Origin of the sequence: Kocuria arenosa (genome assembly GCF_042879215.1) — a bacterium.
Taxonomy (GTDB): domain Bacteria; phylum Actinomycetota; class Actinomycetes; order Actinomycetales; family Micrococcaceae; genus Kocuria; species Kocuria arenosa.
Genome location: NZ_JBHZTA010000001.1, coordinates 51,223 through 77,874, shown reverse-complemented (window position 1 = coordinate 77,874; position 26,652 = coordinate 51,223). Strand labels below are relative to the sequence as shown.

Sequence of the window (26,652 nt, the reverse complement as noted above, 5' to 3'; positions counted from 1 at the left end):
CACTCTGGTCCTTCCGTGCAGGGCACCCTCTGCACAGCAACACCCCGTTCCAGGAGGACGCACCACATCATGGCCACCGATTACGACGCCCCGCGCACCCGACCCGAGGACGAGCCGGCCAACGAGTCCCTGGAGGCGATCCAGGTCCAGCGCAGCGCCACCACCCAGACCGCGGTCATCGACGCCGAGGACTTCGACACCGCCGAGGGCATCGACCTGCCCGGCGCCGACCTCTCCCACGAAGAGCTCACCGTGGCCGTCATCCCGGAGCAGGTCGACGAGTTCACCTGCGCCTCCTGCTTCCTGGTCCGCCACCGCTCCCAGCTCGCCCATCAGAAGAACGGGGCCAGCTACTGCACCGACTGCGAGGGCTGAGCCCCGCGGACCACTGACGGCAGACACGACTCAGGCCCCGGCGCACGATGCGCCCGGGGCCTGAGTCGTTGCCCGTCCACCAGCGCGCTGACCGTGGTGCTGATCGCCGCGCAGATGGACGGCTTCACCCGCCTGGTCCTGCCCCTGGTGCCGGGCACGCTGATGACCGGCGACCCCGACCGGGCCCGGGTCGTCGGGGAGTTCCTGCACCTGGTCGCCGGCCAGGGCTTCGCCCTGGGCTTCGCGGGCGCGCGCCACCGTGGACGCCATCCGGACCGAGCCGCCGGCCGGGGGCCGCTGCTCCACCGCTGTCCCCCGGCCGGGACGGGCTGCCCGGCGGGGAAGGAGCTTTCCTGCCGTGCTCGTTCTGGCTCGTCCAGGCCCTGGCGACCACCGGTCGCCGTCCCGAGGCCGTGGCACTGTTCGAGGAGCTGCTCGAGCGCTCCACCGTCCTGGGCCTCTACGGGGAGGAGGTGGACCCGGCCACCGGGGAGCACCTGGGCAACTTCCCGCAGGTCCTCACCCACGCCGCCCTGGTCGACACCGCCCTGACGCTGCGGGACACCGCCCGGCAGGGTCCGCGCTCGCCGTCCCGTCCTGGGACCGAGCGCGCTCCGTGATAGAACGGGCCGGTGCGCCAGTCCACCCCGTCCCCTGACCGCTCCCCCTCCTCGCCCCGGGTGCCGGGGTGGCTGGTGGTGCTCGCGGTGCTGGTCGTGGCGATCAACCTCCGCCCCGGGGCCACCTCCGTGGGACCCGTCCTCGCGGAGGTGCAGCAGGGGCTGGGGCTGAGCCCCACGATGGCCGGGGTGCTGACCGCCCTGCCCGGGCTCACGTTCGCCGCGGCGGGGGCGTGCGCGGCCGCGCTGTCGCGCAGGACCGGGATCAGCGGTGCCGTCACCGCTGGTCTCGTGCTGGTGGCCGTCGGGCTGCTGGCCCGGTCGGTCACCGGGTCGGTGCCGGTGTTCCTGGGCCTGACCGTGCTGGGCTTCGCCGGCATGGCCGTCGGCAACATCCTGGTGCCGGCCTTCATCAAGCGCCACGGGGGCCGGCGCACGGCGGCGCTGAACTCCCTCTACACGACCGGCCTGGCCGTCGGCGCCACGCTGCCCCTGCTGGCGGCCGGGCCGCTGGCCGCACGCGGACCCGACGGGTGGCGGGCCGCACTGGGCCTGTGGGGCCTCGTGGCCCTGGCCGCCGTGGTCCCGTGGGTCCTCGTCACCGTCCGCGACCGGCGGGAGCCCGCCACGGCCCCGGGCCGCGCCCTGGGCGCCGGGCGCACCACCTCGATCCTGCGCTCCCGCACCGCCGTGGCGCTGTGCGTCTACTTCGGCATCCAGTCGATGCACGCCTACGTCCAGTTCGGCTGGGTGGCCCAGATCTACCGCGACGGCGGCCTGGGCCAGGCCCAGGCGGGACTGATGGCCGCCCTCATCGCCGCCATGGGCATTCCGGGCGGACTCCTGATGCCCGTCCTCGTGGCCCGCTCACCGCACCTGCGGCGGTGGATCGTGGGCCTGGGCGCCTGCATGGTCGCCGGCTACCTCGGGCTGCTCCTGGCGCCCGCCACCGCCCCCTGGGCCTGGGCCCTGCTGCTGGGGGTGGGCGGCTTCGCGTTCCCCACCGCCCTGGCCCTGCTCACGGCCCGGTCCCGGGACCCCCGGGTCACCGCGCAGCTGTCCGGGTTCACCCAGCCGGTGGGCTATCTGCTCGCGGCGGCCGGGCCCTTCGCCGTCGGCGCCCTGCACGAGGCCACCGGCAGCTGGACCGCCCCCCTGCTGCTGCTGATGGCCACCGCGGCGCTCCTCGTCGTCGCCGGCGGCGTCGCGGCGGCGCCCCGCTTCGTCGACGACGAGATCGCGGGCACCGGCGAGGCGTAGCGGCACCGCACGGCACGGCACGGCACGGCACGGAGGGACTATCGTGACCGCATGACCGAACAGGGTGCAGGACGAGTGCTCACCGCCGGACTGGTCGGATACGGCATGGCCGGGCGGGACTTCCACGGAGACCTGCTGCGGCGGGCCGGCGGCCGGGTCACCGACGTCGTCACCGGCAACCCGGAGCGGGCGTCCCGCGCGGGCGCCGACTGGCCGGGGGTGCAGGTGCACCGGGACCTGACCGGCCTGCTGGAGCACGCGCGGCCCGACGTGCTGGTCGTCGCCTCCCCCACCGGGCTGCACGTGGAGCACGCGCTGGCCGGCCTGGAGGCGGGGATCCCCGTGGTGGTCGACAAGCCGCTGGCCCTGGACCACGAGGGCGCGGCGGCCGTGGTCCGCCGTGCCGAGGAGACCGGGACACCCCTGACGGTCTTCCACAACCGGCGCTGGGACAGCGAGCAGCTGACCCTGGCCCGGGTGCTCGCCGAGGGGCACCTCGGGGACGTGCACCGGTTCGAGCGCCGCTGGGAGCGGTGGCGCCCGGTGCCCAAGGACCGGTGGCGGGAGAACGCGGTCGGCCAGGGCGGCGGACTGCTGCTGGACCTCGGTCCGCACCTGGTGGACGCGGCGATCCAGCTGTTCGGGCCGGTGGCCGCGGTGCGGGCCGAGCTGCGCGCCCTGACGACCCCGGCCGAGGACGACGTCTTCCTGGCCCTGGACCACGCCTCGGGCACGATCAGCCATCTGTGGGCCGGGAGCCTCGTGGGAGCGCCGGGTCCGCGGACCAGGGTGCTCGGCTCGGCCGGTGCCTTCCTCGTTCCCGGGCACGACGACAGCCCCGCGCCCTTCGACCCCCTGGACCCCGGGGAGGGGATGACGGGCCTGCTCGTCCACGGCAGCGGGGGCGACCCCGTGCCCACCGCGCCCGGCGAGCCCGCCGACTTCTACCGGGCCGTGGCCCGGTGGCTGCTCGGCGGCGGCGAGGTCCCGGTGGACCCCTGGGACGCCGTGGCCGTCGCCGCGGTGCTGGACGCCGCCCGGCGCAGCGCCCGCACGGGGGCGCGGGAGGTGCCCGCCGCCCCCTGAGCGCGGCGCACCGCGCCGAGGACGCGGCCGGGGAGCCGTGCGCCCCCGGCCGCCCGGTAGCGCAGGACGCCGGGGACGCCCCCGGCGTCCCCCAGCGGCACGCCGCGGGCGAAGTCGGCCCACAGCCGCCGGAGGCGCCGGCCGTGGGCCTGGACGTCCTCCCACCGGGCCCCGGCGAGCAGCCCGGTACCGGCCCACGCGGCCTCGTCGCCGAACAGCAGCGGGAGGTCGACCGTGTGGGCGGATCCGTACGGGCTGCCCGGCGCGCCCCAGGTGAGCACGTAGGCGTGGGCGCTGCCGCCGGCCCGGGCGTGCCGGGCGGCGAACCGGCGGACGGCCCGGGCGTGGACGGCCGCGGTCACGTGCCCCACGACCGCCCGGCGGAGCACCGGGCCGATCAGCGGGAGCCGGGTGACCTGGTGCAGAGCGGGCAGCGTGGGCAGGTACAGCCGGGCCTCCTCGCGGGTGTGGCCGATGAGGACGTCGATGTGCGGGGCCACCCGGTCCCAGGCCGCCTCGACGCCCTCCTCGTCGGGCAGGGGGTGGTGCCCGTACTGGGTGCCGAACGGCATCCGGCCCCGGAGCCCGAAGGAGGACGCGCCGGCCTCGACCTCGGCCTGCAGGGCCACCACCTCGGCGGCCGGCGTCCCGGCGGTGACGGCCCCGGCCGCGGCCGCCATCGCCGCGGTCATCGCCGCCCGGCCGCGGGCGATGCCCAGCGGAGGGCTCTGCAGGATGGCCCGGCGGAACAGCAGCTCCGCGCCGGGGACGGCCATGAGGTGGGCCACGGCGTCGCCGCCGGCGGACTGGCCGAACACGGTCACCCGGTCCGGGTCGCCGCCGAAGGCCGCGATGTTGCGCCGCACCCAGCCCAGCGCCTCGAGCTGGTCGAGCAGACCGAGGTTGGCGGGGCGGTCCCGGCCCGCGCCGAGGTAGCCGAACAGTCCCAGCCGGTAGGTGACGTTCACGACCACGACGCGCTGCTCGGCGACCAGGGGCCGGGGATCCATGATCGGGGCGTCCCCGGCCCCCGTGGTGTAGGAGCCGCCGTGGATCCAGACCATCACCGGCAGACGCTCGTTCGCTGTGCGCTCGAGGGGCAGGGTCACCGACAGCCGCTGGCAGTGCTCGTCCTGCGGGAGCCCGGCGAGGGTGTCGCCGAGGACCCCGGTGAGGAAGGGCGAGTGCGCCTGGGGGCAGGCCGGGGCCGGGTCCGTGGCGTCGAACGGCTCCTCCCGGTCCGCGACCGGGACGGGCGCGGCGAACCGGTCGGCGGTGGCGTACGGGATCCCGGTCGCCCGGACGACGTCGCCGTCGACGCGGCCGCGCACCGGACCGCAGGGAGGGGCGAACGCGCACGTCGAAGTGGTCATGCTCTCCTTCTACCACGCGGCCCGCCGAGGACGTCAGCGGCGCTTTCGGCCCGGCGGGCGCCGGGGAGCGTCGTCCTCGCCCGCCCCACCGCGCCCTGCCCGGCGGCATCCGTCGGCCGCCCTGGGTAGATTGGGCTGTCGACCGACAGGAGCCTTCCATGACCGCACCCCCGCAGCGCCCGGCGCGGTGCCGCGGTTCCGCGCGCGCCCGTTCGACGGCCGGCGACGTGCCCGCCGACGACGTGGTGGACGCGACGTGAGCCGCACGGGGCGCCACGCCGGCCTCGGCGTCGCCGCGATCCTGGTGACCTCGGTCCTGTGGGGCACGACGGGGACCGCGGCGACCTTCGCCCCCGGCGCCGGGCCGCTGGCGATCGGGGCCGCCGCCCTGGGGGTGGGCGGGCTGCTGCAGGCGGCGATCGCCCTGCCCGCGCTGCGCCGCTCGCGGCGGGCGCTGCGCTCGCGCGCCGGGCTGGTGGCGGCCGGGGCCGTGGCCGTGGCCGTCTATCCGCTCGCGTTCTACAGCTCGATGCACCTGGGCGGCGTCGCGATCGGCACGGTCGTCTCCCTGGCCTCCGCGCCGCTGGCCTCGGGCGTCCTGGAGCGCTTCCTCGAGCGCCGCCCCCTGAGCCGGTGGTGGATGTGCGCCGCGTTCCTCGGCGTCCTCGGCAGCGCCCTGCTGTGCCTGTCCAGGGCCGGGGGGTCCGAGGCCTCGGCCGCGGACACCGCCGCCGGCATCGGGCTCGGGCTGGTGGCCGGGGCGACGTACGCGCTCTACTCGTGGGTGGTGCACCGGCTGATGGGCCACGGGGTGGGGCGCGCGGCCTCGATGGGCGCCGTCTTCGGCGCCGGAGGGGCGCTCCTGCTCCCGGTCCTCGCCCTCACGGGGGCGCCCCTGCTGGCCTCGGGGCAGGCGTTCGCCGTGGCCGCGTACATGGCGCTGGTGCCGATGTTCCTCGGGTACTTCCTGTTCGGCGTGGGACTCGCACGGGTGCGCCCGAGCACGGCGACCACCCTCACCCTGACCGAACCGGCTGTCGCGGCGGTCCTGGCCGTCGTCGTCGTCGGCGAACGGCTGACGGGCGCCGGCTGGACCGGGCTGGCCGTCATCGCCGCCGCGCTCGTCGTCCTGGCCCTCGCCCCCACCAACGTCGTCGCGCTCCCGCCCGGCGCACAGGCCCCGACCGCCCCGGCGCAGGCCGCCCACGCACCGTCCGCCGAGACACCGTCCGCCGAGATACCGTCCGCCCCGGCGCCCGCGGCGGGGCACCGGTCCGTGGAGCACCCGGCCGCGGCGCGAACGGCCGCCGTGCAGGCGGCCGTGACACCGCCCCCGGGGACTGACCAGGTTGGGGACGCCCCGCACCGGACGCCGCGGCACCGGAGCCCCCGCACCGGACACCCCGCACCGGACACCCCCGACGAAGAACCCGAGGAGCAGCCCATGACGCAGCAGGTCAGCCAGTCCCCCACGGCCGAGGACGGCCAGTGGTGGCGCTCCGCGGTGATCTACCAGATCTATCCGCGCTCCTTCAACGACTCCGACGGTGACGGCCTGGGCGACCTCCCCGGCATCATCGACCGGCTGGACTACCTCGCGGACCTGGGCGTGGACGCCCTGTGGCTGTCCCCGTTCTACGTCTCGCCGCAGCACGACGCCGGCTACGACGTCTCCGACTACCGGGACATCGACCCCCGCTTCGGCACCCTCGAGGACTTCGACCGGATGCGCGCCCGGATGGCGGAGCTGGGCATGCGGCTGATCGTGGACCTGGTGCCCAACCACACCTCGAGCGAGCACGAGTGGTTCCGGGCCGCCGTGGCGGCCGGGCCCGGCAGCCCCGAGCGGGACCGGTACCTGTTCCGGGACGGCCGGGGCGAGCACGGCGAGCTGCCGCCGAACAACTGGCGCTCCGTGTTCGGCGGCGAGGCCTGGACCCGCCTGCCGGACGGGCAGTGGTACCTGCACCTGTTCGACAGCACCCAGCCGGACCTCAACTGGGAGAACCCGGAGGTGTGGGAGGAGTTCCGCTCGGTCCTGCGCTTCTGGCTGGACCGGGGCGCGGACGGCTTCCGCGTGGACGTGGCCCACGGCCTCGTCAAGGCCGAGGGGCTGCCGGACTGGGACCACCAGGTGCGCATGGTCGAGGGCGAGCACGACGCGCGGGAGCACGACGCCCCGGAGACCCCCCTGAGCACCGGCAGCCCCTACTTCGACCAGGACGGCGTGCACGAGGTCTACCGCGACTGGCACCGGGTTCTCGCCGAGTACGAGGGCGACCGGATGATGGTGGCCGAGGCGTGGGTCGAACCGGCGCACCGGCTGGCGATGTACGTCCGCTCCGACGAGATGCACCAGGCGTTCAACTTCGACTTCCTGGTGGCCGGGTGGGACTGGGCCCGGATGTCCCGGGCCATCGAGGACTCCCTCAGGGAGGCGGCGGGAGTCGGCGCCCCGACCACCTGGGTGCTGTCCAACCACGACACCGTCCGGCACGTCTCCCGCTTCGGGCTCGCCGACCCCATCGCCTACCCCAAGGGGATCGACGCGGACGGCGAGCAGCCGGACCACGAGCAGGGTCTCGCCCGCGGCCGCGCCGCCGCCCTGGTGGAGCTCGCCCTGCCCGGTTCCGCCTACCTGTACCAGGGGGACGAGCTGGGCCTGCCCGACCACACGCGCCTGCCCGCCGAGCTGCGCCAGGACCCGGCGTTCGCCCGCACCGGGGGCGAGGAGATCGGCCGCGACGGCTGCCGTGTCCCGCTGCCCTGGGCCGCGGGAGAGCCGGGCCACGGCTTCGGGGCCGACCCGTGGCTGCCGCAGCCCGAGGTCTTCGCGGAGCTCGCGGCGGACCGGCAGGTGGGGGTCCCCGGCTCCACGCACACGGTGTACCGCACGGCGCTCCGGGTGCGCCGGGAGCTCGGTCTCGGCCGCGGTACCTTCGCCTGGCACGGGACCCACGACGCCGCGACGGGCCTGCTCTCCTTCGTGAACACCACCGGCGCCGGGGAGCGGGTCCTCGTGGCGGCGAACCTGGGCGGCGCCCCGGTGCCCCTGCCCCCGGGAGAGCCGCTCGTGCTCAGCCACCAGGACGCCGTGCTGGACGGTGCCCTGCGGCCCGAGCGGGCGGTGTGGTGGCGCCTGGCCTGAGCGCCCCCTCCCGGCGGGACCGGCCGGGCCGGCCGGCGGGTCAGTGGCTGGAGCGCCCCCGGGTCGACGCGAGCACCGGTGCGAGCAGCCGGTCGGCGAGCACGCCCGTCGCCACGGAGTACACCGCCTTGTGCAGGACGTCGACGGCCTGCTCGCCCGCCGGCCAGGACGCCGGCGGGGCCCCGACGCCGGTCGCGTTCTCCACGGTCTGGTCGAAGGCCAGCCGCACCACCGTGTGCCAGGCGTTGGCGTGCGGGCCCCGGATGCCGGTGACGGCCCACACCCCGCGCAGGGCGCCGAGGGCGGCACCCGTGCCGTAGTGCATGGCGGAGTTCCAGCCCGCGGGCTGCTCGTCGTCGCCGGGCTGCCGCCCCAGCAGGGTGAGCAGGGCGCGCGCCGGGACGTAGGAGTCCGGGCGGCGGGTGAGCGCCTGCTCGGCCTTCTCCCTCAGCAGCATCAGTCCCGCGCCGGCGATCCCCGCCGCGGCACCGGTCGCCGCGGCCCGTCCGAGCACGCTCCGGCGGGCCGGCCCGGTCACGGCCGCTCCTGCTCGTCGCGGGTCTGCTCGGGGCCCAGCCCCTGCTGCTCCAGGTCGCGGTCGAGCTCGGCACCCGGCTCGACGACCACGCCGTCCTCGCGCTGGTCGTCGACCGGTCCGTGCCCCGGTTCCTGCTCGCGTCCGTGCTCGGTCATGTCGGCTCCCTCCGTCGCGGCCCCCGGGCCGGCGGCCTGCCCCCAGTGTAGGCAGGGCGCTGATCACTCCGAGGGGGTGGGTTCCGCGCACGCCCGCTGCAGCCAGTGGCTGACCGGCGCCAGCGTCCGCTGCAGCTCGGCCAGCTCGGCGGGCTGCACGGACGGGCCTGCCGCGTCCAGGGCGGCCACGGCGTCGTCGAACGCGGGGCGCAGCTCGGCGGGCAGCCGGGGGGCGAGGTCCCGCACGGAGGCGGCCGCCCCCTGCGGCCGGAAGTGGGGGTCCGGCTCGTCGCCGGACAGCGGCACGAGGGTCAGCGCGGTGTAGGCGCTCGCCACGTCGAAGCAGGTCTCCGGCTCCGCGGAGGGCCCGGACGGCGCCGGGGAGGGCGAGCCCGCCGTCGGCTCGAGGACGAGCCCGGACGTCTGCGGGCCGGTGCCGCAGCCCATGAGCGCCAGCAGGCACAGGACGGTCAGCGCGGCCGTTGCTGCCCCGCGCGGGCTCGGGGGACGGGGATACCGGATCACGGCTCCCAGGGTAGGGAGCGAACCTCCGTGTCGGCTGGCAGCCGGCAGCACGACCCCCGGCACGAGAAAACCGCCGGCCCCCACGAGGGGGACCGGCGGTTTCCGCGGTGGCTCCGACCGGCGTCGATCCGGTGACCTTACGATTTTCAGTCGTACGCTCTACCAACTGAGCTACAGAGCCCCGGCACATCCGCAGCGGATATGCCGCGACGGCGCCGCATCGTGTCGATGAAACGCCGTCTGAGCGACCCTGACGGGACTTGAACCCGCGACCTCCGCCGTGACAGGGCGGCACGCTAACCAGCTGCGCTACAGGGCCTTGCTGTTTCCAACGAGGACTGATCTTACCAGCATTCCTCGGCGGTTGTGCAAATCGGCGGGTGACCCTCCGATCGCGTACCCCCAACGGGATTCGAACCCGTGCCGCCGCCGTGAAAGGGCGGTGTCCTAGGCCGCTAGACGATGGGGGCCAGGACACCCGCGCCGACGGCCACGACCTCGGCGACCGAGGACCGTGACACGGGAGAAACCGAGTACAGCTTAGAGGCTCGCGCGGATCCTGCACAATCCACGCCCGCCCCCTCGGGAACCGGCCGCCGCCCGGGCTCGTGCGGTAGGAATGGGAGAGTGATCGAGATGACCCGCGAGGAGTTCGACGGCGCCGTCGACGACGCCGTCGACCTGATCCCGGACGCGCTCTTCCGGGCGATGGACAACGTGGTGATCCTCGTCGAGGAGGAGCCGCCGGAGCACTCCCCCGCGCTGCTCGGCCTCTACGAGGGCGTGCCCCTCACCGCCCGGGACGGCGGCTGGGGCGCCGGGTCCCTGCCGGACCGGATCTTCGTCTACCGGGGACCGCTGCAGCGCATGTGCGCGGACCGCGAGGAGCTCGTGGAGGAGATCACGGTCACCGTCATCCACGAGGTCGCCCACCACTTCGGCATCGACGACGAGCGCCTGCACGAACTGGGCTGGGGCTGAGCCGGTCCGCTCAGGCGTCCCAGGGGCGGACGTCGTCGGAGTCGAAGTCCTTGCGGGTCTCGATCCGCTCGTCGTAGCGGTCCGGGACGATCAGCACGGGCCCGGCCGCGTTGTGCAGCACACCCTGCGACGTGGAGCCCAGGAGCATCCCGGCGAACCCGCCCCGGCCGCGCGTGCCCATCACCACCAGGCCGTTGCGCCGGGTCTGCTCGACCAGCACCTGCACCGGCGCCCCGTCCGCGAGCTCGGAGCCGATCTGCAGGTCCGGGAACCAGCTCTCGAGCCAGGCGACGCCGCCGTTCAGCGCCCGCGCGACGTCGTCGTACATCGCCTCGAAGTCCACCGCCGTGGGCATCCACGCGAGCGCCCCGCTCACGGGCGGGAGCGCGCACAGCACCGTCAGCGGCACGCCCAGCAGGCGCGCCTCCTCCGCGGCGTAGAGCATGGCCGCCCGGGCCTGGGCGGAGCCGTCCGAGCCGACGACCACGCGGTCCACGAGGGCCCGGCTGCTCGTGAGCTCCTCCGCGCCCAGGTGCTGCTGCGCCCACGGCAGGGGCACCACGCCCGTGGGGCACTTCGCGTGCGCCGGCACCGCAGTGGAGACCGTGCCGAGCAGCCGGCCCAGCAGACCGCCCCGGCCGCGGGAGCCGAGGACCAGCAGCTCCGCGGTGCGGCTCAGCTCGAGCAGGGCCCCGGAGGGGTCCCCCGTCTCGACGGTCGCCCGCAGCTCGACCCCCACGTCCCGGACCTGGTCCGCCGCGTGGTTCAGCAGCTCCTCGACGCCCTGGGTGAGGGCCGCCTCGTCCACGGTGGCGTAGCCGGTGTCGAACCCCGAGCCGGAGAACACGGGCAGGCTGTACGCGGTGACCAGCCGCACCGGGCGGCGCCGGCGGCGCGCCTCACGGGCCGCCCACCGCAGGGCCCCGAGGCTCTGCTCGGAGCCGTCGATGCCCACGACGACCTCCCCCGTGGCGTCGAGGGACCGGCTCTGCCCGCCGCCCGAGGGGACGCGGTGGCGCACCGCTTCCTCGCCCAGCGTGGTCTCGTGCGGCTCCTCGCGCTCCCGGTCCGGGGACGGGTGGTCGGTCATGGTGCTGCCTCCTGTGCGCGTCCTCGGTCCGCGGTGCTCCGGTCCCGCCGCGGGCTTCGCCTCCGATGGTACGCGCGGCGGGGCGGCAGGACGGGGTCGTGCGGGGCGCCGGAGCGCCCCCGGGATGAGAGGATGAGGGCGCACTGTGCACCTGCCTGCGAGGAAGGACGGTCCCGCCGATGAGCGAGGTCTCGTTGCCCGACGCCCTGCCCGGCGAGACCGGGACGAAAGAGTGGGCCACGTGGGCCAGGACGCACTCCGTCACTCCCCGGCACGTCCTGCGCCCCAGCTCGGTGCCGGAGCTCGCGGAGGGCGTCGCCGCCGCCGTGCGCCGCGGACTGGGCGTGCGCGCGGTGGGCTCCGGGTGCAGCTTCTCGGCGCTGCCCCTCGCCCCCGACGTCCTGCTCGACCTCTCGGAGCTCTCCGGGCTGCCGGCCGTCGACCGGGAGAACCAGCGGGTCACGGTCCTCGCGGGCACCACGATCCGCGACCTGAACCAGGAGCTGGACGCCCACGGTCTGGCCCTGACCAACCTGCCCGACAACGACTGGCAGACGGTCGCCGGCGCCGTCTCGACCGGCACCCACGGGACCGGCCTGGCCTTCGGCTCCCTCTCCCAGCAGGTGGTCGCCCTGAGCCTGGTCACGGCCGGGGGCGAGCTGGTGGAGTGCTCCGCCGAGCAGCGCCCCGAGCTGTTCGAGGCCGCGCGCGTGGGCCTGGGAGCCGTGGGGATCATCGCGAGCGTCACCCTGGTGTGCGAGCCGACGTTCCGGTTGCACGCGGCCGAGCTCAAGGAACCCCTCGGCCAGCTCGTGGACACCCTGGGGAGCCGGATGGCCGGGGCCGACCACTTCCAGTTCTTCTGGACGCCGGGCACCGCCACCGCCCAGACCCGGATCCTGACGCGCCTGCACAAGCTCCCGGACTCCTACACGCGGCCCGGCTCCCCCGTGGCCCGCACCGTCCGCCGGCTCGACGACGCCCTGCTGCGCAACACGCTCACCGCGGGGCTGAACCAGCTGGCCACCGCCCTGCCCCGCTCCACGCCGGGGCTCAACCGCCTCGACGCCCTCACGAACAGCCCGCGGCAGTACAGCGACCTCTCCTTCCGGGTGTTCACCGTGCCGCGCCGGACCCGGTTCGTCTCCTCCGAGTACGCGCTGCCCGTCGAGGAGCTCGTCGTGGCCTTCCGTGAGCTGCAGACGCTCATCGAGCGCCGCGACTACTCGTTCTCGCTCCCGGTGGACGTGCGCTGCTCCGCGGCGGAGGACGCCTGGCTCTCCCCCGCCCACGGTCGGGAGACCGGCTGGATCGCGCTGCGGCAGTACTGGCGGAGGTACGACCCCAAGGTCTTCGCCGCGGCGGAGGAGATCTTCGTGGCCCACGGCGGCCGCCCGCACTGGGGCACCGTGCACACACAGGACGCGGAGCACCTGCACGCGGTGTACCCGCGGTTCCAGGACTTCCTCGACGCCCGGGCGGCGGCGGACCCGGACGGGGTGTTCCTCAACGACCACGTCCGCGGGTTGCTGGGCCTGTAGCCCGGCGCACGGTCCGACAGGCAAGAGGGGCCGCGCCCGGCAGGACGCGGCCCCTCTCGGCTCAGCACGGCGGCCCGGAACGGCGGCCGGGCCCGCGGATCAGACGGGTGAGGAGACCGGCTCCGTCACGCCCTCGCGGGAGACGCTGACCATCTCCTCGCGCTCCACCACCTTGACGCGCTCGCGCGGGTTGCCCTCGGCGTCGTGGGAGGACTGGCCGAGATTCTGCTCGTACTCGTCGAGGGCCAGCCACCCCTCCCAGGTGGTGTACTCGACGCCGCGGGCCTCGAGCACGTCGTTGACGGACTCGGGGTCGGGACGGGTGGCGCCCGGCAGCACGGAGCGGTCCTCCAGGAGGTGGGTGACCGTCTCGAGGGCGTCGGACTTGGTGGCGCCGATCAGCCCCACCGGACCGCGCTTGATCCACCCGGTGGCGTAGAGGCCGTGCAGCACGGTGCCGTCCTCGGCCAGGACGCGGCCCTCCACGTTGGGGATCACGCCGCGGCCGTCGTCGAACGGCAGCTCGGGCAGCCGGGAGCCCAGGTAGCCGACCGCGTGGTAGACGGCCTGCACCGGGTAGTCGACGTGCTCGCCGGTCCCGGACACGGAGCCGTCGCCGTTGAGACGCGTCCGCTCCATGCGCAGACCCGTGACCCGGCCGTCCTCCCCCAGCACCTCGCGGGGGCTCTGCAGGAAGTGCAGGTGCAGCCGGCGGGAGGCGGTCTGCGGTGAGTCGTCGGCCCGCCACTTCTCGAGCGTCTTGACCATCACCTTGACCTGGTTGCTCTCGGCGATCGTCCGCTCGGAGCCCTCGTCGTACTGGAAGTCCTCGTCGTAGACGACGATGTCGACGTCCCGCGACTTGGCGAGCTCGCGCAGCTCGAGGGGCGTGAACTTCACTTGGGCGGGGCCGCGGCGGCCGAAGATGTGCACGTCCGTGACCGGGGACGCCTTGAGCCCCTGGTAGACGTTGCCGGGGATCTCGGTGACGAGCATGTCGTCGGCGTGCTTGGAGAGCACGCGGGCGACGTCGAGGGCCACGTTGCCGTTGCCGATGACCGCGATCTCGCGGGCCTCGAGCGGCCAGGTGCGCGGGAAGTCCGGGTGGCCGTCGTACCAGGCCACGAACTCGGCGGCCCCGTGCACGCCCTTGAGGTCGTTGCCGGGGATGTTCAGCGGGGCGTCGTAGACGGCCCCGGTCGCGAAGATCACGGCGTCGTAGTGGGCGCCGAAGTCGGCGAGGGTCAGGTCCCGGCCGAACTCCACGTTGCCGAAGAAGCGGATGTCGCCGCGGCCCAGGATGGCGCGCAGCGCGGTGATGATGCCCTTGATCCGGGGGTGGTCGGGGGCCACGCCGTAGCGGATGAGACCGAACGGCGTCGGGTAGCGGTCGAACAGGTCGATGCTGACCTCGAGCTGCCCGTTCTTCACGAGCTCGGACTTGGTGAGCATGTCCGCGGCGTAGATGCCGGCCGGGCCGGCGCCGATGACGGCGACGCGCAGGGGGCGGGTGGTGGTGTCAGCCACTAGGTTCCTTTCGATGGCGCGCACGGCGTGCACCGCGCGCAACGTAGACCGGGTCCAAGATTAGTGAAGTTCTCGCAGAATCTCCTGGGTGCGGACGCTCACGGCCGGTGGCCGAGCAGCCCCCGCCCGCGCAGCAGCCGGCGTTCCACGGGGTTGAAGAACAGCAGCTCCACGAGGATGCCGACGACGAGGATCGCCAGGACGGCGACCATCACCACCGCCATGTTGGAGACCGTCCGGCCCTGCTCCAGCAGGGAGCCGAGGCCGAAGCCGATCGAGCCGCCGATGGCGATGAGCTCGGCGCCCATGAGCGAGCGCCAGGAGAAGGCCCACCCCTGCTTGAGCCCGGCGAGGTATCCGGGCAGGGCCGCGGGGAGCACGACCTTGCTGGCCATGGTCCACCCCCGGGCGCCGAGCACGTGCCCGGCCCGGCGCAGCTGCGGCGGGATCTGGTCCACGCCCGCGAGCATGCCGTTGATGATCGAGGGGATGGCGCCCATGAGCACCACGAAGTACACCGTGGCGTCGGACAGACCGAACCAGATGATCGCGGCGGGCACCCACGCGATCGACGGCAGCACCTGCAGGCCCGAGATGATCGGGCCCACGGCGTCGCGCAGTCCGCGCCACTGGGCGATGAGCAGCCCCAGCGGCGTGGCCACCGCCGCCGCCACCAGGAAGCCGCTGATCCCCCGCCACAGGCTCGTGCCCAGGGCGCTCAGGACGGTGCCGTCGCCGAGCAGCGCGCCGAACTGCCGCGCGACGTCCAGCGGGCCGGGCATGACGTCCGGACGGGGGCCGAGGAGCGCGACGAGCAGCTGCCACAGCAGCAGCGCGGCCACCAGGGCGACCAGGGGCGGGGCCACCTTGGTGCGGAGCACCTCGCCGGCCGAGGTCTTGCGCGTGCGCTCGGTCTGCAGGGCGTCGAGCCCGGCGAGCTCCTCGCCGGCGCCGTCCCGGTCGTCGTGCGGCACCGGGGGCGGGGCGGGGACCGGCCGCTCGGCGTCCCGGGACGCGGGGGGCCCGGGGGCCGCCGGCGGCGCGGCGGGGACGACGGTGTCATTTCGCATGGCGGCTGATCTCCTCACGCAGACGTGCGGTGATGGTGCGGGTCAGCTCGCCGAGGGTGTCGTCGAGCGACTGCGCGCTGCCCTCGAAGCCGTAGGACTCGGGGTCCTTCCACGGCCGGGTGTCCCACTCCTGGACCACCTGCCCGGGACGGGAGGACATGAGCAGCACCCGCTGGCCCAGCCGCACGGCCTCGGCGACGTTGTGGGTGATGAACACGATCGTCCGGCCGGTGGCGCGCCACACGCGCAGCAGCTCCTCGTGCAGCAGGTCCCGGGTGATGGCGTCCAGGGCGGAGAACGGCTCGTCCATGAGCAGGACCTCCCGCTCCTGGGCCAGGGCCCGGGCCAGGGCCACGCGCTGGCGCATTCCGCCGGAGAGCTCGTGCGGGCGCTTGTCCGCCGCGTGCGGCAGCCGGACCAGCTCGAGCAGCTCCCCGGCCCGCTCCCGACGCTGCGCGGCGGGGACACCGCGCAGCTCCAGGGCGAGCTCGACGTTGCGCCGCGCCGTGAGCCAGGGGAACAGCGCGGCGTCCTGGAACATCAGGGCCGCCCCCTCCGCGGGGACGGTCACGGAGCCCTCGGTCGGTTCCTCGAGGCCCGCGACGATGTTCAGCAGCGTCGACTTGCCGCAGCCCGAGGCGCCGAGCAGCGCGACGAACTGCCCGCGCTCCACGTCGAGGTCCACGCCCTGCAGGACGGGCCCGTCCTCGGCGGCGAAGGTCTTGCCGAGGCCGTGCAGGCGGATCGCAGTGGTGGTCGTGGTGCTCATGAGCCCCCCTCCTCGGTCGGGCGGACGCGGTCGAGGGCCGTGGTGTCCACGAGCCCGTCGAGCGGGGCGTCGTCCGTGGTCCCGGCCGTGACGCCGTCGGCGAGAAGCGCGGTGTAGGTGTCCGCGAGGGGGTCGGTGGTCCACTCGATGGACGCGAGGGCGCCCTCGACCGTCTCCTCGGGCAGCGTCTCGGTCTGCGCCCGCTCCAGTCCCCGGTTCAGGGTGAAGGCCAGCAGGCGGGGCTCCTCCTCGTGCTCGTGCAGCCAGTCCACGGACCGCTGCAGTCCGCGCACGAGCTTCTCGACCGTCTCCGGATGGCGCTCCAGGTATTCCTTGCGCACCACCAGGACGGTCGTGGGGTAGCGCCCGTCCGCCCAGAGGTCCCGCTCGTCCACGAGGACCCGGGCCCCGTCCTGGACGGCGCGGGTGGCCCAGGGCTGGGGCAGCCAGGCGCCGTCCACGCGACCCTGGCGCAGCATCGAGATGGTCTGGCCGTTGGCCATGGGGGTGATCGCCACGGCGCGCTCGCCGTCGCCGTCCACCTCGTAGCCCTGCTCGGTGAGCCAGGTACGCAGGGCCACGTCCTGGGTCCCTCCGAACTCGGGGCTCGCGACGGTGTGCCCGGCCAGGTCCTCCGGACCCGTGACCCCGGGACGCACCACGAACTGCGCCCCGCCGGAGGCGGCGCCCGCGACCACGGCGAGGGAACGGCCCTGGGAGCGGACGAAGGAGTTGATCGCCGGACTGGGGCCCACGAACGCGGCGTCGATCGACCCGGCGTTCATGGCCTCCACCGCCGTGGGACCGCTGTTGAAGACCTGAGTGGCCAGCCCGGTGCCCCCCAGCTCCTCGGCGAAGTAGTCGTTCTCCAGCCCGACGAGGGCGGGTCCGTGCGTGAGGTTGCCGAAGTAGCCCAGCCGCAGCTCGGCGGCGTCGGAGGTCTCCACCGCGGCGTACTCCCAGGCCTCGAGGGTGCCGTTGGCACGCAGCACGGTGGCGGCCACGGTCAGGGCGGCCAGGAGCGCGAGGGAGACCAGCACCAGCGGCCAGCCCGGGCGGCGCCCGCCGGCGGGCCGGCCGCCGTCCCCGGCCGTTACCGTGACGAGATCCGCCGGCTGCTGCCGAGCCACCTCAGGCGTCCCGGACGAGCCCGGCGGCGAGCGTGTTGCCCGTGGCCGGGTCGACGACCAGGAAGGCGCCGGTGCGCCGCAGCCGGTCGTAGGGGTCGACGGGCAGCGGGGAGGCCAGCCGGAGCCGGACCCGCCCGATGTCGTTGAGCTCGAGGGTCGCCGCGTCCCGCAGCACGAGCTCCTCGAGGTCCAGCCGCCCCTCGAGCTCGACGACCATGGCCTGGACCGTGGCGGCGCCGTGCTTGACGAGCACGCGGGCGCGGGGCTGCAGGGGCCGCTCGCCGAGCCAGGCCACCGAGGCGACGAGGTCCCGGACGGGCTCCGGCAGCTCGTCGTCGGCGCTCGCGACGAGGTCGCCGCGGGCGATGTCGATGTCGTCGGCCAGCCGCAGGGTCACGGACAGCGGCGCCGCGGCCTCCGTCAGCTGCTTCCCGGGCAGGGGCGCTCCGGGGGCGGGCGCGGTGCCCGCCACGTCGATGCCGGTGACGGTGGTGCGCCGGCCCGCGGGCAGGACCACGACCTCGTCCCCGACCGCGACGGTGCCCGAGGCGATCTGGCCCGCGTAGCCGCGGTAGTCCCGCAGCGCCTCGGCGTCCGCGCCCGGCGCCGTTCCGCCCTGCGGGCGGATGACGTACTGGACGGGGAAGCGGAAGGGGCGGGCGGTGCCGCGGCCGGACTCGTCCACCGTGGGCAGCTCCTCGAGCACCCGCAGCAGCGGCCGCCCGGAGTACCAGGGGGTCCGCGCGGAGGGCTCCACGACGTTGTCGCCCTCCAGGGCGGAGACGGGCACCACGTGCACGTCCTCGATGCCCAGCCGGGCGGCGATGCTCGTGGCGTCGGCCGCGACCCGGTCGAAGACCTCCTGGTCGTAGTCGACGAGGTCGATCTTGTTCACGGCGACCACCACGTGCGGCACGCGCAGCAGCGACACGACGGCCAGGTGCCGCCGGGTCTGCTCGACCACGCCGTGCCGGGCGTCCACGAGGAGCACGACGGCGTCGGCCGTCGAGGCGCCCGTGACGGTGTTCTTCGTGTACTGCACGTGGCCGGGGCAGTCGGCGAGGATGAAGGAGCGGCGGTCCGTGGCGAAGTAGCGGTAGGCCACGTCGATGGTGATCCCCTGCTCCCGCTCGGCGCGCAGGCCGTCGGTGAGCAGCGCGAGGTCGAGCCGGCCCGTGCCGCCGCCGAAGCCGCGCTCGGCGGAGGTGCGGCCCACGGCCTCGAGCTGGTCGGCGAGGATCGCCTTGGCGTCGTGGAGCAGCCGGCCCACCAGGGTGGACTTGCCGTCGTCGACGGAGCCCGCGGTCGCGAAGCGGAACAGCGAGCCGGGGTCGATCGTGGGGACGTGCTCGGCGGCGGGGGCGTGCCCGGTCACGGTGCTGGGGGAAGTCATGTCTAGAAGTACCCGTCCTTCTTGCGGTCCTCCATGGCGGCCTCGGAGATCCTGTCGTCCGCGCGGGTGGCCCCGCGCTCGGTGAGGGTGGACACGGCGACCTCGGCCACCACGTCGGCCACGGTCCGCGCCGCGGAGAGCACGGCGCCGGTGCAGGACATGTCCCCCACGGTGCGGTAGCGCACCGTCTGCCGCTCCACGGTCTCGGCCCCGGCCGGTGCCGAGAACTCGCCCACGGCCATCCACATCCCGTCGCGGCGGAAGACGTCCCGCTCGTGGGCGTAGTAGATGGGCGGCAGCTCGATGTTCTCGCGCTCGATGTAGCGCCAGATGTCCAGCTCGGTCCAGTTGCTGATGGGGAACGCCCGCACGTGCTGGCCGGGGGTGTGCCGGCCGTTGTAGAGGTTCCACAGCTCGGGGCGCTGGTTGCGGGGGTCCCACTGGCCGAACTCGTCGCGCAGGGACAGGATCCGCTCCTTCGCGCGGGCCTTGTCCTCGTCGCGGCGGCCGCCGCCGAACACGGCGTCGAACCGGTGCTCCGCGATGGCGTCCAGCAGCGGGACGGTCTGCAGCGGGTTGCGGGTGCCGTCGGCGCGCTCGAGCAGCCGGCCGTCGTCGAGGTAGTCCTGCACGCTCGCCACGACCAGCCGCAGACCGAGCCGCTCCACGGTGCGGTCCCGGAAGCCGAGGACCTCCGGGAAGTTGTGGCCGGTGTCCACGTGCAGCACCGGGAAGGGGATCCGCCCGGGCCAGAAGGCCTTGGCCGCCAGGTGCAGCATGACCACCGAGTCCTTGCCGCCGGAGAACAGCATGGCCGGGCGGTCGAACTCCGCCACGACCTCGCGCAGGATGTGGATGGACTCGGCCTCGAGCGCGTCGAGGCTGCTGTGCACGCCGGCCTCCGCAGGGGCCGGGGCGGTGGTCGGGGTGGTCACGTTCGCCTCCGTCGTCGTGGGTGCGCTCACAGGTGGATACCGCACTCGATCTTGTCCTTGCCCGCCCAGCGGCCCGCGCGCGGGTCCTCGCCCGGGGCGGTGGGCCGCGTGCAGGGGGCGCAGCCGATGGAGAGGTAGCCCTCCGCCATCAGCGGGTTCGTCGGCACCCCGTGGTCCTGCGACCACTCGACCAGCTCGTCGAGGGTCCAGCGCACCATGGGGTTGACCTTGACGAGCTTGTGGGTCTCGTCGAAGGTCACCATCGGGGCGTTGGTGCGGGTCCAGGACTCGTCGCGGCGCACGCCGGTGAACCACACCTCGTAGCCCTCGAGGGACTTCTTGAGCGGGGCCACCTTGCGGATCGCGCAGCACAGGCCCGGGTCGCGGGCGAAGAGGTCCTTGCCGTGCTTCTCGTCCTGCTCCGCCACGGTCAGCTCCGGGAGGGCGTCGACCACGGTGATGTCGAGCATGTGGGCCACGGCGTCCCGGGTGCCGATGGTCTCCGGGAAGTGGTAGCCGGTCTCGAGGAAGAGCACGTCCACGCCGGGCAACTGCTCGGCGACCAGGGCCGGGAGCACGGCGTCGGCCATCGAGCAGGCCACGGTGACGTTGCGCAGGTCGAAGTTCTCCGCGACCCAGCGGATCGCCTCCTCCGTGGAGGCCTCCCCCGCGGCCGGGACCCGGCCCTCGGCGTCGAGCTCGGCGTGCAGGGCGGCGGCGCCGGCCGCCGCGAGGTCGCGCAGCTGCTGCTCGTCGCGCAGGGCGGGGCGGGTGCCCGTGTCGGTGCCGGTCATGCGAGTTCACTCTCCTCGACCCGGTGGGTCCACTCGGCGAAGCTCTCGTCCCCGGTGCGCTGGGCCAGGAAGCGCCGGACCAGTCCCTCGACGTAGTCGGCGAGGTCGTCCTGGAACACCTTCAGTCCGCGCACGGTCCGGCCCAGGCCGGCCTCGGCGCGGTCGTCGGCGGCGAGCCCGCCGCCCAGGTGGACCTGGTAGCCGGGCTTCTGCCCGCCGTCCTCGGTGGGCAGCAACTGGCCCTTGAGCCCGATGTCCGCGGTCTGGATGCGGGCGCACGAGTTGGGGCAGCCGTTGACGTGCATCGAGATGGGGTGGGGCAGCTCCACGCCGTCGAGCCGTCGCTCGAGCTCGTCGATCGTGTCGGAGGCGGTCTGCTTGGTCTCGACGATCGCGAGCTTGCAGTACTCGATGCCGGTGCACGCCACGGTCGAGCGGCGGAACGCGGAGGGCCTCGCCGGCAGGTCCAGGGCGTCGAGGTCGGCGACGGCGTTCTCGACGTCGGCCTCCTCGATGTCGAGCAGCACGAGCTTCTGGTGCGGGGTGGTGCGCAGCCGGTCGGAGCCGTACTTCTCCATCACGTCCGCCAGGGCCAGCAGCTTCGCCCCGGAGACGCGGCCCACGCGCGGGGCCACGCCGATGTAGAACCGGCCGTCCTTCTGCCGGTGCACGCCGATGTGGTCGCCGGGGGTGGCCGCCTTCTCCGGCGCGGGGCCGTCGGCGAGCTCGTAGCCGAGGTACTCGTCCTGGAGCACCTGCCGGAACTTCTCCGGCCCCCAGTCCTGGACCAGGAACTTCAGCCGGGCGCGGTTGCGCAGCCGCCGGTAGCCGTAGTCGCGGAAGATGCTGGTGACGCCCTTCCACACCGCGGGGGCCTGCTCCTCCGTCACGAAGGCGCCGAGGCGCTTGCCGAGGAACGGCACCACGGACAGGGCGCCACCCACCCACAGGTCGTAGCCGGGGCCGAGCTCGGGGTGGACCACGCCCACGAACGCGCAGTCGTTGATCTCGTGCACCACGTCCAGGGACGGGTGGCCGGTGATCGCGGTCTTGTACTTGCGCGGCAGGTTGGAGAACTCCGGGGAGCCGATCCAGGTGGACTTGATCTGCTCGATCACCGGGGTGGGGTCGATGATCTCGTCCTCGGCGATCCCGGCGAGCGGGGAGCCCAGGATCACGCGCGGCACGTCCCCGCAGGCCTCGACCGTGTCCAGGCCCGCGTCCTCGAGCCGGCGCCAGATCTCCGGGACGTCCTCCACGCGGATCCAGTGGTACTGGATGTTCTGCCGGTCCGTGATGTCCGCCGAGTCCCGCGCGAAGTCCGCGGAGATCTGCCCGAGCACCCGCAGCTGCTCGCGGGTGAGGGCCCCGCCGTCGAGCCGGACGCGCATCATGAAGTACTCGTCCTCGATCTCGGCGTCGGACAGCGAGCCCGTCCGCCCGCCGTCGATGCCCGGCCTGCGCTGGGTGTAGAGCCCCCACCAGCGGAAGCGTCCGTGCAGGTCCTGCGGGTCGATCGAGGCGAAGCCGTGCTTCGAGTAGACCTCCTCGATCCGGGTGCGCACGTTGAGCCCGTCGTCGGCCTGCTTGAAGACCTCGTTCGGGTTCAGGGGCTCCCGGCCGTCGACCTGCCACTGCCCCTCGGGCTTCGGCTTCCGGGCAGCGCGGGGCGCGCGCGTCGTCTGTGTCATGCCGTCGATTGTTCGCGGGTCCCGCAGGACAGTCACGCCGGTCGTCACAAACCGCCATGAACCGACGTGACAGGACACAGGGGTGGACACGAGGGCCGATCTGTGCAAAGGCGCCGAGCGCAAGGCCCGGCCGGCCCCGACCAGCGTCCCGTCCCGGGCGCGTCCGCGCCCGGGACGCGCCCGGACGCAGAGAGGTAGTGTCGTCACGGTGGCACGCCGGTGCCGCCGTCAGCCCGGAGCCCTCCTCGTGGAGACGCGCTCCCTCCCGTCGAGCGCCTGAAGGACCGACATGGCATCCTCCGCTTCCGTCTCCACCGAGACTCCCTCCGGTCCGCCCCGCAACGGCCTGGACCGCTTCTTCAAGATCAGCGAGCGCGGCTCCTCGGTGACGAGCGAGGTCCGCGGCGGCGTGGCGACGTTCATCGCGATGAGCTACATCGTGGTGCTCAACCCGCTGATCCTCGGCTACGGCCCGGACGGCGCCGGCAACGTCCTGGGCGGGGAGCGCGTCGCCGCCGTGACGGCGCTCGTCGCCGGGGTGCTGACCATCCTCATGGGCGTCGTGGCCCGCGCACCCTTCGCGATCGCCACGGGCCTGGGCGTCAACGCGTTCCTCGCCGTGACGATCGTGACCACCCCGGAGCTCACCTGGCCCCAGGTGATGGGTCTGGTGGTGTGGGCGGGCCTGATCATGTTCGTCCTGGTGCTCACCGGCTTCCGCACCGCCGTGTTCAACGCCGTGCCGGCCTCCCTGAAGACCGCCATCGTTGTGGGCATCGGCCTGTTCATCGCCCTGATCGGCTTCGTGAACGCCGGCTTCGTGCGCCGCATCCCGGACGCCGCCGGCACCACCGTGCCCGTGCAGCTCGGCGACGGCGGGACGCTGCTGGGCTGGCCCATGCTCACGTTCGTGGTCGGCCTGCTCCTGACCGTGGCCCTCATCGTCCGCAACGTCCGCGGCGCGATCCTGATCGCCGTGGTCGCGACCACGCTCCTCGCCCACGTGCTCGAGGCGGTCGTCCCGTCCGGCTCCTCGGTGGACGCCCCCACCGGGTGGTCGCTCGTCGTGCCCGCGGCCCCCACCTCGTTCGTGGCGCTGCCGGACCTCTCCCTCGTGGGCTCGGCCGCCCCGTTCGAGGCCATCCAGAGCCTCGGCGCCCTCGCCGCGGCCCTGCTGATCTTCACGATCCTGCTCTCGATCTTCTTCGACGCGATGGGCACGATGGTCGGGCTCTCCCAGCAGGCCGGGCTCGTGGGCCGCAACGGGCAGATCCAGAACGTGGACAAGATCCTGCTCGTGGACGCCGCCGGCGCGATCGCCGGCGGCGCGGGCTCCGTGTCCTCCAACCAGATCTTCGTGGAGTCCTCCACCGGCATCGCCGACGGCGCCCGCACCGGCCTGGCGAACGTGGTCACCGGCGTGCTGTTCCTGCTCGCCATGTTCATCACCCCGCTGGTCAACGTGGTGCCGTTCGAGGCCGTGGCCCCGGCCATGGTCGTGGTGGGCTTCCTGATGGCCAAGCAGGTCGTGCGCATCGAGTGGGACGACTGGGGCCTGTCCGTGCCGTCCTTCCTGACGTTCGCCGTCATGCCGTTCACCTACTCCATCGCGGACGGCATCGGCGCGGGCTTCGTCTCCTACGTCTTCATCCGCCTGGTGCAGGGCCGCGGCAAGGAGGTCCACCCGCTGATGTACGTGGTGGCGACGGCCTTCGTGGTGTTCTTCGGCAAGGGCGTGGTCGAAGGCTGGATGGCATGATCGACGACGACGCCCGCTGCCCCTGCGGCACCGGGGAGACCTACGGCGCGTGCTGCGGCCGCTTCCACGGCGGCCGCCCGGCGCCCACGGCCGAGCTGCTCATGCGCTCGCGGTTCAGCGCCTTCGCCGCCGGGGACGAGGCCCACCTGCTGGCCACGTGGCACCCGGGCACGCGCCCGGAGTCCGTGGACCTGGACCCGGCGCTGCGCTGGACCCGGCTCGACGTCCACGGCGCCACGGGCGGCGGCCCCTTCGACGACGAGGGGTGGGTGGACTTCACCGCCTCCTGGCGCGGTCCGGACGGGGCCCGGGGGACCCAGCGGGAGAACTCCCGGTTCCGGCGCGAGGACGGCCGCTGGTACTACGTGGACGGCGTGCCCGCCTGAGCCCGCCGGCTCAGCCGATCCAGCCGGCTCGGTCGGCCCAGCAGGTCCAACCGGCTCAGTCGTCCTCGAGGTCGGAGAGCACGCAGAACTCGTTGCCCTCCGGGTCGGCCAGCACCACCCAGGTCACCTCGGGTCCCTGGCCCACGTCCACGCGGCGGGCCCCGAGGGACTCGAGGCGTGCGACCTCGGAGTCCTGGTCGGTGTCCGCGGCGCGCAGGTCGAGGTGCAGCCGGTTCTTGACCGTCCGGGGCTCGGGGACGACCACGAAGTCGAGGTGCGGGCCGCCGCCCTCCGCGGGCACGATGCCCACGAAGCCCTCGGCCTCCCCGTGGACGACGTAGCCCAGGGCGGCGCACCAGAAGCGGGCGAGGGTCTCGGGGTCGCGGCAGTCGATGGCGATGGCGGACAGCGTGCTGGTCATGCGCCCAGCCTAGGCCCGGCGCCGCCGCCCGGAAAGACGTTGCAGGACCCGCGGCGCATGCCGCAGGACCGGCCAGTAGGAGCCGGGGAGGAGCCGCGCCACGAGGTCCGGCAGCACGGCGCTGGGCGCCACGAGCAGCCGGTTCCGGCGCCGCTCCACGGCCCCCAGGATGTCGGCGGCCGCCCGCTCCGCCGGATAGCTCAGCAGCGCCGCGAAATCCTCCCGCTCCTTCCGCGCCCGCTCCTCGGGCACCGCGGCCGGGGTGCGCGCGGAGTCGGCGATCCGGGTCCGGACCCCGCCCGGATGGACCACGGTGACCCCCACCCGGCCCGCCAGCTCGTGGCGCAGGCCCTCCGTGAACCCGCGCAGGGCGTACTTGCTGGCGGAGTAGGCCACCTGTCCGGGCGGGGCGATGAGCCCGAACAGGCTGGAGAGGTTGACGAGGTGGCTGCCGGGGGCGGCGAGCAGGGCGGGCAGCAGCTCGCGGGTGAGCACCACGGGCGCCCGGAAGTTGATGTCCATGAGCCAGTCGAACTCCTCCGCGGAGACCTGCTCGAAGGACCCGCCCAGGCCCACCCCCGCGTTGTTGACCAGCAGGTCGATCCGCGGGTGCTCGGCCCGGATCCGCTCGGCCACGCCCGGCAGCGCGGACAGCTCGGCCAGGTCGGCGACGACCGTGCGCACCGGCAGGTCCGGGTGCCCGGAGCGGATCGCCCCGGCGACGGTCTCGAGTCCCACCGCGTCCCGGTCGAGCAGCACCAGGTGGGTGCCGCGGGCGGCGAGGCCGTGGGCCAGCTGCTCGCCGATGCCGGAGGCGGCGCCGGTGAGCACCGCGGTGGCGCCGGCGAAACGGAAGGGTGCGGACGGGGACACGGGCTGCTCCTGGGGTCGTGGACCGGGGGTGCGGGGATGAGGGGTACGGGGCTCGGGGCCTGCTGTCCAGTGTGCGGGCAGGCCACGATCGCGGCTTGACCCTCCACGACAGGAAGTTGACGCGGGGCGACACCGTCAGCCGGCCGGGACGCCCCGGCGGCGGACGTCCCGCGGCGGCGCGCCCCACCAGCGGCGGGCGCACCGGGTGAGGGCCGAGGACTCCGAGAGCCCCACCAGCCCGGCGATCTGGCCGAGGGGCACGTCGGTGGTGGTGAGCCAGCGCAGGGCGGCGCTGCGCCGGGCCTCGTCGAGGACGGCGCCGAAGGTGGTGCCCTCCTCGGCGAGCCGGCGCTGCAGGGTGCGGGGGTGCAGGTCCAGCACCCGGGCCACGGCCTCGATCTCCGGTGCCGCGGTGCCGAGCAGCTGCACCAGCACGCCCCGGACCCGGGGCGCCCACGCGGAGCCGGACCCGGGGAGCTGGGCGTCGAGGAAGGCGAGCGCCACCTGCCGGACGCCGGCGTCCCCGTGCAGCGGCCGGGCGAGCGTGCTCGTGGGGATCCGCAGGAGGACCTCGGGGCGGCCGGTGCGCACGGGCGCCCCGAAGAACTCCTCGTAGGCCCGCAGCGGCGCCGCCGGCCGGTGGTCCAGCTCGACCGTGCGCAGTCCGTAGCGGCCGCCCACCAGGGAGGTCAGGGCCCGGTGCAGCAGACCCAGGCCCAGGTCGGTGCCCTGCGGGCTGCCCCGCCCGGGGTCCTGGGCGGTCGCGGAGGAGCCGCCGTAGCGCACCGCCGTCACTCCGCGGGCGCCGTAGGGGTCCTGCACCAGCGCCAGCTCGAGGGACGGGGCGTGCACGAACAGGTAGCGGGAGGTGCACTCGAGGGCGTCGCGCACCGTCTCGGAGTGGCGGGCGGCGAGCGCGAGCGGACCGAGCACGCCCGGGTCCTGCCGCGCGGCGACCCGCAGCCCCAGGTCGGGGCAACCCAGCTCTCGTGCGGCGGTCTCGAGCACCCGCCCGACGGCCCGCTCCGGGACCAGGAGGTCGTCGGTGTCCAGGGCCGCCCGGGGCAGACCGGCGGCGTCGGCGAGGGCCTCGGCGTCCCCGCCGAGCTCCGCGACCGCGGCGCGGAAGCCGCGCAGGCCCGCGGACCGGATGACCGTCATGTCGCCCAGAGTCAAGCAATCGTCGCGCAGCGTCAAGTCTTCGCGAGCGTG

The 26,652-nt window shown here is 74.5% G+C and carries 24 protein-coding genes, 3 tRNA genes and 2 pseudogenes; 10 read left to right on the top strand and 19 right to left on the bottom strand.

All coding sequences use genetic code 11. The features are described 5' to 3' along the window. Nucleotides 1–69: 69 nt before the first annotated feature. The 4 genes and pseudogenes from ACFYE3_RS00375 to ACFYE3_RS00360 all read left to right on the top strand — a co-directional run. A complete protein-coding gene (locus ACFYE3_RS00375) occupies nt 70–375 on the top strand; it encodes a DUF4193 domain-containing protein (RefSeq protein ID WP_368822070.1) in 306 nt (101 codons plus the stop codon). 413 nt (nt 376–788) lie between these two features. Then, nucleotides 789–995, top strand: coding sequence for a hypothetical protein (locus tag ACFYE3_RS00370; protein ID WP_387605885.1), 207 nt, complete (start codon nt 789–791; stop codon nt 993–995). A 12-nt stretch (nt 996–1,007) separates the two neighbouring features. Then, nucleotides 1,008–2,255, top strand: a complete 1,248-nt coding sequence (locus ACFYE3_RS00365) for an MFS transporter (RefSeq protein ID WP_387605887.1) — start codon at nt 1,008–1,010, stop codon at nt 2,253–2,255. A 51-nt stretch (nt 2,256–2,306) separates the two neighbouring features. After that, a pseudogene (locus tag ACFYE3_RS00360) lies at nt 2,307–3,257 on the top strand (Gfo/Idh/MocA family protein); the annotation flags it as partial. On the opposite strand, the gene ACFYE3_RS00355 reads toward ACFYE3_RS00360, so the two are convergent. Beyond that, entirely contained in the window at nt 3,200–4,714 is a 1,515-nt protein-coding gene (locus tag ACFYE3_RS00355) for a carboxylesterase family protein (protein WP_387605888.1), read from the bottom strand. The pseudogene ACFYE3_RS00360 and the gene ACFYE3_RS00355 overlap by 58 nt on opposite strands. Nucleotides 4,715–4,970: 256 nt before the next feature. Here ACFYE3_RS00355 and ACFYE3_RS00350 point away from each other — a divergent pair. After that, nucleotides 4,971–5,834 (top strand): annotated as a pseudogene (locus ACFYE3_RS00350) (EamA family transporter); the annotation flags it as partial. Between the two features lie 324 nt (nt 5,835–6,158). Continuing rightward, nucleotides 6,159–7,862 (top strand): glycoside hydrolase family 13 protein, encoded by a 1,704-nt coding sequence (locus ACFYE3_RS00345; protein WP_387606024.1) that lies wholly within the window; start codon nt 6,159–6,161, stop codon nt 7,860–7,862. Between the two features lie 40 nt (nt 7,863–7,902). On the opposite strand, the gene ACFYE3_RS00340 is transcribed toward ACFYE3_RS00345, so the two are convergent. The 6 genes from ACFYE3_RS00340 to ACFYE3_RS00315 all read right to left on the bottom strand — a co-directional run bounded on the left by ACFYE3_RS00340 (nt 7,903) and on the right by ACFYE3_RS00315 (nt 9,550). After that, nucleotides 7,903–8,400, bottom strand: a complete 498-nt coding sequence (locus ACFYE3_RS00340) for a hypothetical protein (protein WP_387605890.1) — start codon at nt 8,398–8,400, stop codon at nt 7,903–7,905. Beyond that, nucleotides 8,397–8,555 carry a hypothetical protein gene (locus ACFYE3_RS00335; RefSeq protein ID WP_387605891.1) on the bottom strand — a complete coding sequence of 53 codons (159 nt, stop codon included), beginning with the start codon at nt 8,553–8,555 and terminating at the stop codon, nt 8,397–8,399. Before ACFYE3_RS00335 ends, ACFYE3_RS00340 begins: the two co-directional genes overlap by 4 nt. A 63-nt stretch (nt 8,556–8,618) precedes the next feature. Continuing rightward, nucleotides 8,619–9,080 carry a hypothetical protein gene (locus ACFYE3_RS00330; protein WP_387605893.1) on the bottom strand — a complete coding sequence of 154 codons (462 nt, stop codon included), beginning with the start codon at nt 9,078–9,080 and terminating at the stop codon, nt 8,619–8,621. A 108-nt stretch (nt 9,081–9,188) separates the two neighbouring features. Then, nucleotides 9,189–9,261 (bottom strand) — tRNA-Phe (locus tag ACFYE3_RS00325). A 64-nt stretch (nt 9,262–9,325) separates the two neighbouring features. Beyond that, nucleotides 9,326–9,399: transfer RNA gene (locus ACFYE3_RS00320), tRNA-Asp, on the bottom strand. Nucleotides 9,400–9,477: 78 nt separating this feature from the next. Continuing rightward, nucleotides 9,478–9,550 (bottom strand) — tRNA-Glu (locus ACFYE3_RS00315). A 166-nt stretch (nt 9,551–9,716) separates the two neighbouring features. Between ACFYE3_RS00315 and ACFYE3_RS00310 the strand changes: the two genes are divergently transcribed. Further along, on the top strand, nt 9,717–10,061 hold the full coding sequence (locus ACFYE3_RS00310; protein ID WP_387606027.1) for a metallopeptidase family protein: 345 nt from the start codon (nt 9,717–9,719) through the stop codon (nt 10,059–10,061). A 10-nt stretch (nt 10,062–10,071) separates the two neighbouring features. Here the strand turns inward: ACFYE3_RS00310 and ACFYE3_RS00305 are convergent, their stop codons facing one another. Next, complete coding sequence (locus ACFYE3_RS00305) at nt 10,072–11,151, bottom strand: universal stress protein (RefSeq protein ID WP_387605896.1); 1,080 nt, start codon at nt 11,149–11,151, stop codon at nt 10,072–10,074. Nucleotides 11,152–11,330: 179 nt separating this feature from the next. On the opposite strand from ACFYE3_RS00305, the gene ACFYE3_RS00300 reads away from it, so the two are divergent. Continuing rightward, entirely contained in the window at nt 11,331–12,692 is a 1,362-nt protein-coding gene (locus ACFYE3_RS00300; protein ID WP_387605898.1) for a D-arabinono-1,4-lactone oxidase, read from the top strand. A 99-nt stretch (nt 12,693–12,791) separates the two neighbouring features. Here the strand turns inward: ACFYE3_RS00300 and ACFYE3_RS00295 are convergent, their stop codons facing one another. The 8 genes from ACFYE3_RS00295 to ACFYE3_RS00260 form a co-directional block, all read right to left on the bottom strand. Further along, complete coding sequence (locus ACFYE3_RS00295; protein ID WP_387605901.1) at nt 12,792–14,219, bottom strand: FAD-dependent oxidoreductase; 1,428 nt, start codon at nt 14,217–14,219, stop codon at nt 12,792–12,794. Nucleotides 14,220–14,317: 98 nt separating this feature from the next. Then, nucleotides 14,318–15,289: an ABC transporter permease gene (locus tag ACFYE3_RS00290; protein ID WP_387605904.1), complete on the bottom strand. Its 972-nt coding sequence runs from the start codon at nt 15,287–15,289 to the stop codon at nt 14,318–14,320. Beyond that, on the bottom strand, nt 15,279–16,058 hold the full coding sequence (locus ACFYE3_RS00285; RefSeq protein WP_368822084.1) for an ABC transporter ATP-binding protein: 780 nt from the start codon (nt 16,056–16,058) through the stop codon (nt 15,279–15,281). The genes ACFYE3_RS00290 and ACFYE3_RS00285 overlap by 11 nt, the downstream gene beginning before the upstream one ends. After that, nucleotides 16,055–17,188, bottom strand: coding sequence for an ABC transporter substrate-binding protein (locus ACFYE3_RS00280; RefSeq protein WP_387605906.1), 1,134 nt, complete (start codon nt 17,186–17,188; stop codon nt 16,055–16,057). Before ACFYE3_RS00280 ends, ACFYE3_RS00285 begins: the two co-directional genes overlap by 4 nt. Nucleotide 17,189: 1 nt before the next feature. Then, on the bottom strand, nt 17,190–18,581 hold the full coding sequence (locus tag ACFYE3_RS00275; RefSeq protein ID WP_387605909.1) for a sulfate adenylyltransferase subunit 1: 1,392 nt from the start codon (nt 18,579–18,581) through the stop codon (nt 17,190–17,192). A gap of 2 nt (nt 18,582–18,583) precedes the next feature. After that, nucleotides 18,584–19,516 carry a sulfate adenylyltransferase subunit CysD gene (gene cysD / locus ACFYE3_RS00270; protein ID WP_368830906.1) on the bottom strand — a complete coding sequence of 311 codons (933 nt, stop codon included), beginning with the start codon at nt 19,514–19,516 and terminating at the stop codon, nt 18,584–18,586. 26 nt (nt 19,517–19,542) lie between these two features. Next, entirely contained in the window at nt 19,543–20,310 is a 768-nt protein-coding gene (locus tag ACFYE3_RS00265; RefSeq protein ID WP_368830907.1) for a phosphoadenylyl-sulfate reductase, read from the bottom strand. Further along, nucleotides 20,307–22,001: a nitrite/sulfite reductase gene (locus tag ACFYE3_RS00260; protein WP_387605911.1), complete on the bottom strand. Its 1,695-nt coding sequence runs from the start codon at nt 21,999–22,001 to the stop codon at nt 20,307–20,309. Before ACFYE3_RS00260 ends, ACFYE3_RS00265 begins: the two co-directional genes overlap by 4 nt. 289 nt (nt 22,002–22,290) lie before the next feature. Here ACFYE3_RS00260 and ACFYE3_RS00255 point away from each other — a divergent pair, with 289 nt between their 5' ends. Then, a complete protein-coding gene (locus tag ACFYE3_RS00255) occupies nt 22,291–23,760 on the top strand; it encodes an NCS2 family permease (protein WP_387605914.1) in 1,470 nt (489 codons plus the stop codon). Next, on the top strand, nt 23,757–24,146 hold the full coding sequence (locus tag ACFYE3_RS00250) for a YchJ family protein (RefSeq protein ID WP_387605916.1): 390 nt from the start codon (nt 23,757–23,759) through the stop codon (nt 24,144–24,146). Before ACFYE3_RS00255 ends, ACFYE3_RS00250 begins: the two co-directional genes overlap by 4 nt. Before the next feature lie 55 nt (nt 24,147–24,201). Here the strand turns inward: ACFYE3_RS00250 and ACFYE3_RS00245 are convergent, their stop codons facing one another. From ACFYE3_RS00245 to ACFYE3_RS00235, 3 genes are all read right to left on the bottom strand, one after another. Then, a complete protein-coding gene (locus ACFYE3_RS00245) occupies nt 24,202–24,567 on the bottom strand; it encodes a VOC family protein (RefSeq protein ID WP_387605918.1) in 366 nt (121 codons plus the stop codon). A 9-nt stretch (nt 24,568–24,576) separates the two neighbouring features. After that, a complete protein-coding gene (locus ACFYE3_RS00240) occupies nt 24,577–25,440 on the bottom strand; it encodes an SDR family NAD(P)-dependent oxidoreductase (protein WP_387605920.1) in 864 nt (287 codons plus the stop codon). A 135-nt stretch (nt 25,441–25,575) separates the two neighbouring features. Beyond that, entirely contained in the window at nt 25,576–26,601 is a 1,026-nt protein-coding gene (locus tag ACFYE3_RS00235; RefSeq protein WP_387605922.1) for an AraC family transcriptional regulator, read from the bottom strand. Between the last annotated feature and the right edge of the window lie 51 nt (nt 26,602–26,652).